Source organism: Mesorhizobium sp. Cs1321R2N1 (assembly GCF_037179725.1).
In the GTDB taxonomy this organism is placed as follows: domain Bacteria; phylum Pseudomonadota; class Alphaproteobacteria; order Rhizobiales; family Rhizobiaceae; genus Mesorhizobium; species Mesorhizobium salmacidum.
Genome location: NZ_JAPYKP010000229.1, coordinates 1 through 5733 on the forward strand (window position 1 = coordinate 1; position 5733 = coordinate 5733).

Sequence of the window (5733 nt, forward strand, 5' to 3'; positions counted from 1 at the left end):
CGACGAAGCCGCGGCCGCGGCAACCGCGGCAGCGGTCGGCACCGATGACGCATCGCTCGACGCGGCGCTGACGGACATGGCCAACAAGCCTGTCGACGCCGAGGTCACGGCCTGGGCCCAAGGCGTCCTTGCCGGCAAGATCGACCAGACGGCGGCCAAGCTTCAAGCGGGAACGACGCCGTAGCGGATCGTCACTGAAAAGGCGGTAGCCGATCAAAGAAGATGCCGCTGGGCTTCGCCCGGCGGCATTGTTTTTCCTGCTCGCGCGCCCTGGTCGAACCGATCGAGGCATAAGAGCACAACAGCCGCGTGGAGTTGCCGGGCGCCATTCTTCATACGTGTTTGCGGCCGCCGGTCTCGCGGAACCAGCTGTCGGGATAGGGATACCACCAGTCCTGGATGGCCGGCCTGTGGTCGATGATGACCATCTTGGAACGGCGGAAGGCATCGAGACCCTGGCGCCCGAGTTCGCGGCCGAGGCCGGAAGCCTTCCAGCCGCCGAAGGGCAGGGCGTCATTGTCGATCAAGGGGTTGTTGACCCAGACCATGCCGGCTTCGAGCCGTTCGGCCGCCTCATGCGCTTCGGCGAGATCCGTAGTGAACACCGAAGCGCCAAGCCCGAACGGGCTGTCATTGGCGAGCCGGATGGCCTCGTCGAAATCCTTCACCCGGGCAGATCGCGGCGACCGGGCCGAAACATTCTTCGCGCACGATCGCCATGTCCGGCATGACGCCGGTCAGGATGGTCGGTTCGTAGAACCAGCCGGTATTGTGCGCCGGCGGAATGCGGCCGCCGGTGACGGCCTTGGCCCCGTGGGCAATGGCATCGTCGACCGTCGTGCGCTGGGAGGCCGACGCCGGTTATGTCCTGGCGATCGACCTTGCCGCGCAGCCGGCGATGTCAGCCGAATTGCCCGCCGCCGAGGAAGACGAGCTTGCCGAAGCCATCCTGCGCGACCGGTCGGCGCGGCGCCTGGACCAGACAGTGACCGTCGCCGGGCTGATGCGGCGCTACGGTGCTGAGCGGAAGACGGTATTAAAATCTCTGAATAGACTGACCGAAGAAAACTTTCTCGATCGCGCACCCGGTCAATCCTGGCTGTTCCGCCGTGCGCCGGACGATCCGGGGGTGCAAGGCGAAAGCTACGAGTTCCGGCTTTTGCTGGAGCCGGCGGCGATTCTGACGCCGGGGTTCCGGCTGGACGGCGCGCGCGCCGCGATGTTGCGCCAGGCCATGGAGGCGCTTTCGGCGCTGCCCGACGCCGCCTTCGACACCCGCGAATTCCAGCGGCTCGACATCGATTTCCACGGCATGATCGCCGAGGGCTGCGCCAACCGCTTCGTCGCCGACGCGCTGGCCGATCACCTCAGGCTGCGCCGGCTACCGGGCATCTATGCCGGCGTCAACGTCTTCCGGCTGAAGCAATCGCTGCGCGAGCACCTGAACATACTCGACCATCTCGAAAGCCGGCAGTATGAGGTGACTGCCGATCTGCTTCGCATCCACCTGCGGCTCTCCCGCAGCCAGCGACCGCAAGCTGCCAGCCGCGGCGCCCCCGCACTGTTCGGCATGATCAGCCGGCCGGATTGAAGAGGATTAATTGACGCGTAAAGCGAGCCCGATCATCGCGCTGTTTCCCGAAGCCAGTTTCGGGGCGGCGTTGAATTGCGTCGGCATCGCGCAGGCGCTACGCGCGAAGGGCGCGCGGCCGGTTTTCATCTGCCATGCGGGATTTTCCGGCGTCTTTGCCGACTACGGTTTCCAGGAATGCCAGCTGCCGACCGAGGAGCCGCTGAGCGACAGCGAGCGCCAGAGCTACTGGCAGGCCTTTGTGCGCCGGCATCTGCCGCATTTCAAGCTGAGCCCGATCGACCAGCTCGAAACCTACGTCGCGCCGACCTGGCAGGCGATCGTCGACACGGCGGTCAATGCCGAGGCGCCGCTGCGCCAATTGCTGGCGCGGCTGAAGCCCGACGCTGTGGTGCTCGACAATGTCATCATGTTCCCGGCGATAGCCGCAGCCGGCTGCCCGTGGGTGCGCGTCGTTTCCTGCGCCGAGACGGAGCTGCCGGACGCCGAAGTGCCGCCCTATCTGTCCGGGCTTGCTACCGATGATCCGCAACGCGGGGCCTTCGAGGCCCGCTATCTCCAGGCTTCGGCTCCGGCGCATGACCGCTTCAACCGTTTTCGCGCGGATTGCGGCGTGGCGCCGCTGCCCAAGGGCCTTTTTCTGGAAACCTCGCCCGATCTCAATCTGCTCCTGACGCCTTCGATCGTGCGCCGCGAACGCGCCGAGCCGCTCGACCCCGAGCGCTTCGTCTATCTCGAAGGCTGCGTGCGTTCGGAAGGGCCCTTCGAGGTGCCGGTTTTCCCGCGCAATGGCGGGCCGCTGGTCTATGTCAGCTTCGGCAGTCTCGGCGCCATGGATGTCGGCCTGATCGAGCGCATGCTTGCCGTCTTCGACCGGCTGCCGGCGCGCTTCATCGTCAATGTCGGCGGCTTGCGTGACGCCTATCGGGCGGTGCCCGACAATGTCTATCTCGACGCTTGGTTTCCGCAGCCCTCGGTGGTGGCGAAGTCGGACCTGTTCATCCACCACGGCGGCAACAACAGCTTTTGCGAGGCGCTGCGTTTCGGCGTGCCGTCGCTGATCATGCCCTATTGCTGGGACGGACACGACAATGCGCAACGCGCCGGAGAGACCGGCGTCGGCGACCATATCGGCCGTGACGGCTGGACCGAAGGAGTATTGGAGAGAGCCATTCTCGGCCTGCTGGCCGATGACGCCATGCGCGCGCGCCTCAGGAACAATGCAGCCGAGATGGCGCTGAAACCCGGAACGGACGTGGCCGCGCAAGCCATACTCTCGCTGATACGGACATGAACGAAATGCTCGATAAGAACACGAATACCGCAATCAACGACCCCAAGTCCTGGCTCACGCAGCACGGCATCAACGACGTCGAGTGCCTGGTGCCCGACATGAATGGCGTGCTGCGCGGCAAGGCGCTGCCGACGGCCAAATTCCTCAAGGCGCTGCAAGACCGCGCGCTCTATTTGCCGAGCAGCGCATTCCTGGTCAGCATCGATGGCCGCTATTCCGGCTCTATCGACGAGGGTTTTGCCTATTCGGACCCCGACATGCGCATGGTGCCCGATGTCTCGACGCTGTGCCTGGCGCCGGGCGCTGGCGCTGGCAAGGCCTATGTCTTTGCCGACGCCTTCCACATGGACGGCAGGCCATGGATGGCCTCGCCACGCCATGTGCTGCGCGCCGTGCTCGATCTCTACCGCAAGCGCGGCTGGCGCGCGGTGGTGGCGCCGGAGCTCGAATTCTACCTCACCGCGCGCAATCCCGATCCGGACAGACCGCTGACCGCCCCGCTCGGCGCCAATGGCCGGGCCGAGGGCGTGCAGCATCCCTATGACATGGCGGCGCTCGAGGAGTTCGAGCCGGTGATCCGGCGTATCTATGATTATTCAGCGGCGGCCGGCCTGCCGCTCGACACGCTGATCCATGAATCGGGCACGGCGCAGCTCGAGATCAACCTGCTGCATGGCGACGCGCTGCCGCTGGCCGACGAGGTGCTTTTGTTCAAGCGGTTTACGCGCCAGGCCGCGCAGCAATGCGGCATGCATGCGACCTTCATGGCCAAGCCGATCGCGGCCCAGGCCGGCAGCTCGATGCACCTGCACATGTCCGTCGTCGACGAGGCCGGCAACGCGCTTTTCGCCAGCGCTGACGATGCCGACACCGGGATGTTCGGCCACTTCATCGGCGGCCTGCAGAAATACATTCCCGAAATCATGCCACTGTTCGCGCCCAACGTGAACTCGTTCCGCCGCATCCGGCCCAACCACAGCGCGCCGGCCAACATCGAGTGGTCGCATGACAACCGTTCCTGCGGGCTGCGCGTGCCGGCGGGAGGGCGCGCCGCAAGGCGGGTCGAGAACCGTCTGCCGGGTGCGGATTGCAATCCCTATCTGGCGATCGCCGGTTCGCTGCTTGCCGGCTATCTGGGCGTCGAGCAGAAGCTTTCGCGATCGGCCGAGGCGTCGGGCAATGCCTACAAGATCAGGAGCACGCTGCCGAAGACCATGGAGGAAGCGCTCGACCGCTTCACGGCTTGCGGTCCGGTGCGGGAACTGCTGGGTGAGGACTTCTTCCAGACCTATCTGCGCGTCAAGAGTGTCGAGCTCGACCTGTTCCAGAGCGTCGTGACGAGCTGGGAGCGCGACCACCTCTTGCTGAAGGTGTGATCATGGCATCTTCAACGGGTTTCAATTCCGGTCTCGATATCGGCAAATCCTACTACGTCGCCACCGCCAATCCGGCACCGGACCATCCGGCGCTCGCCGGCGATGTCGATGCCGACCTGGTCATCGTCGGCGGCGGCTGCACTGGCCTGTCGGCCGCCCTTCACGCCGCCGAGCGCGGCCTCAAGGTGGTGCTGCTCGAAGGCGGCAGGATCGGTTGGGGTGCGTCGGGGCGCAATGGCGGCCAGATGATCCCCGGCCTGCGCAAGGGCGCCAAGGGTCTGGTCAAGCTCTATGGGCCTGAGCGCGCCAAGGTGCTGTTCGACCTTGCCTTCGAGGCGCGCGGACTGGTGCTCGACATCATCGAGCGCAACGCCATCGATTGCGATCTCAGGCTGACCGGCCATCTGGTCGGCGCGGTCAACGGCTCCGACCTCAGGGATCTGGAAGAGGAGGCCAAGTGCCTCGAGAGCGTGATGAAATTCCGCGATGTCGAGATACTCTCGGCGGCGGAGGCGCGGGCCAAGGTCGACACGCCTTATCACGGCGCCATGTATGAGCCGCTCGGTGGTCACATGCATCCCTTGAACTACACGCTTGGCCTTGCCCGCGCGGCCGTCGCTGCCGGCGTCACCATCCACGAGAATTCAGTGGCCGCGAAACTGGAGCGGGAGCCGTCGATCCGGGTCTCGACAGCAAAGGGATCGGTGCGCGCCAGACATGTCGTGCTGGCGGGCGATGCGCTGCTCAACGGGCTGGAGCCGCGCGTCAACAGCCGCATCATGCCGGTCGGCAACTACATCGTCGCCACTGAGCCGCTGGAGGGCGCTCGCAACGTCATCCCCGCCAATGTCGCGGTGTCCGACACACGCTTCGTCGTCAACTATTACCGCATGTCGGCGGATGGACGCCTGCTGTTCGGCGGCGGCGAGCGCTATACGCCGTCACCGCCGGCCGACATTGCCGGCTTCGTGCGACCGCACATGGAAAGCACCTTCCCGCAGCTGAAGGGATGCCGCATTGACCACGCCTGGGGCGGACTGGTGTCGGTGACAACGTCGCGGCTGCCGCATGTCGGGCACTATGGCGAGGTCTATTTCGCGCATGGCTATTCCGGCAAGGGCGTCATCCTGTCGACGCTGTCGGGCAAGCTGCTCGCCGAAGCGATCACCGGCGATGCGTCGCGGCTCGACCTGTTCTCGACGCTGACACCAATGCCGTTCCCAGGTGGGACGGCCTTGCGCGGGCCGCTCTATGTGCTGGGCATGTTGTGGTATGCGATGCGGGATAGGCTCAAGCATTGAGGGGCTAATGATCAGAGGCTGGCGGGACAGTGCCCCCCCTCTGTCCTGCCGGGCATCTCCCCCTCAAGGGGCCTGTTGCGCAATTCTGGCATTGTGATTCACTTCGATTATGGCTCGGAGGGATTTGCGATGGCGGTGAAGCGGACGGGACAGATGAGCTTTATCGAGGCG

At 65.3% G+C, this 5733-nt stretch carries 4 protein-coding genes and 2 pseudogenes; 5 read left to right on the top strand and 1 reads right to left on the bottom strand.

Features of this window, described 5'->3' with window-relative positions:
- Positions 1–184 (top strand): annotated as a pseudogene (locus O7A61_RS30700) (hypothetical protein); the annotation flags it as partial.
- 148 nt (positions 185–332) lie between these two features.
- On the opposite strand, the pseudogene O7A61_RS30705 reads toward O7A61_RS30700, so the two are convergent.
- A pseudogene (locus tag O7A61_RS30705) lies at positions 333–837 on the bottom strand (aldehyde dehydrogenase family protein); the annotation flags it as partial.
- 73 nt (positions 838–910) lie between these two features.
- Here O7A61_RS30705 and O7A61_RS30710 point away from each other — a divergent pair.
- From O7A61_RS30710 to O7A61_RS30725, 4 genes are read left to right on the top strand one after another with little or no spacing between them, the layout of a single operon-like run.
- Positions 911–1591: a GntR family transcriptional regulator gene (locus tag O7A61_RS30710; RefSeq protein ID WP_337132948.1), complete on the top strand. Its 681-nt coding sequence runs from the start codon at positions 911–913 to the stop codon at positions 1589–1591.
- Between the two features lie 10 nt (positions 1592–1601).
- The gene (locus tag O7A61_RS30715; RefSeq protein WP_337132949.1) at positions 1602–2885 is read left to right on the top strand and encodes a glycosyltransferase; all 1284 of its coding nucleotides are present in this window, start codon (positions 1602–1604) and stop codon (positions 2883–2885) included.
- Between the two features lie 5 nt (positions 2886–2890).
- The gene (locus tag O7A61_RS30720) at positions 2891–4261 is read left to right on the top strand and encodes a glutamine synthetase family protein (protein ID WP_337132951.1); all 1371 of its coding nucleotides are present in this window, start codon (positions 2891–2893) and stop codon (positions 4259–4261) included.
- A gap of 2 nt (positions 4262–4263) precedes the next feature.
- A complete protein-coding gene (locus tag O7A61_RS30725; RefSeq protein ID WP_337132950.1) occupies positions 4264–5562 on the top strand; it encodes an NAD(P)/FAD-dependent oxidoreductase in 1299 nt (432 codons plus the stop codon).
- The last annotated feature ends 171 nt before the right edge of the window (positions 5563–5733 follow it).

Coding starts and splice junctions, on each gene's coding strand:
- O7A61_RS30720 (WP_337132951.1), top strand. CDS start 2,891: ATGCTCGATAAGAACACGAATACCGCAATCAACGACCCCAAGTCCTGG.
- O7A61_RS30725 (WP_337132950.1), top strand. CDS start 4,264: ATGGCATCTTCAACGGGTTTCAATTCCGGTCTCGATATCGGCAAATCC.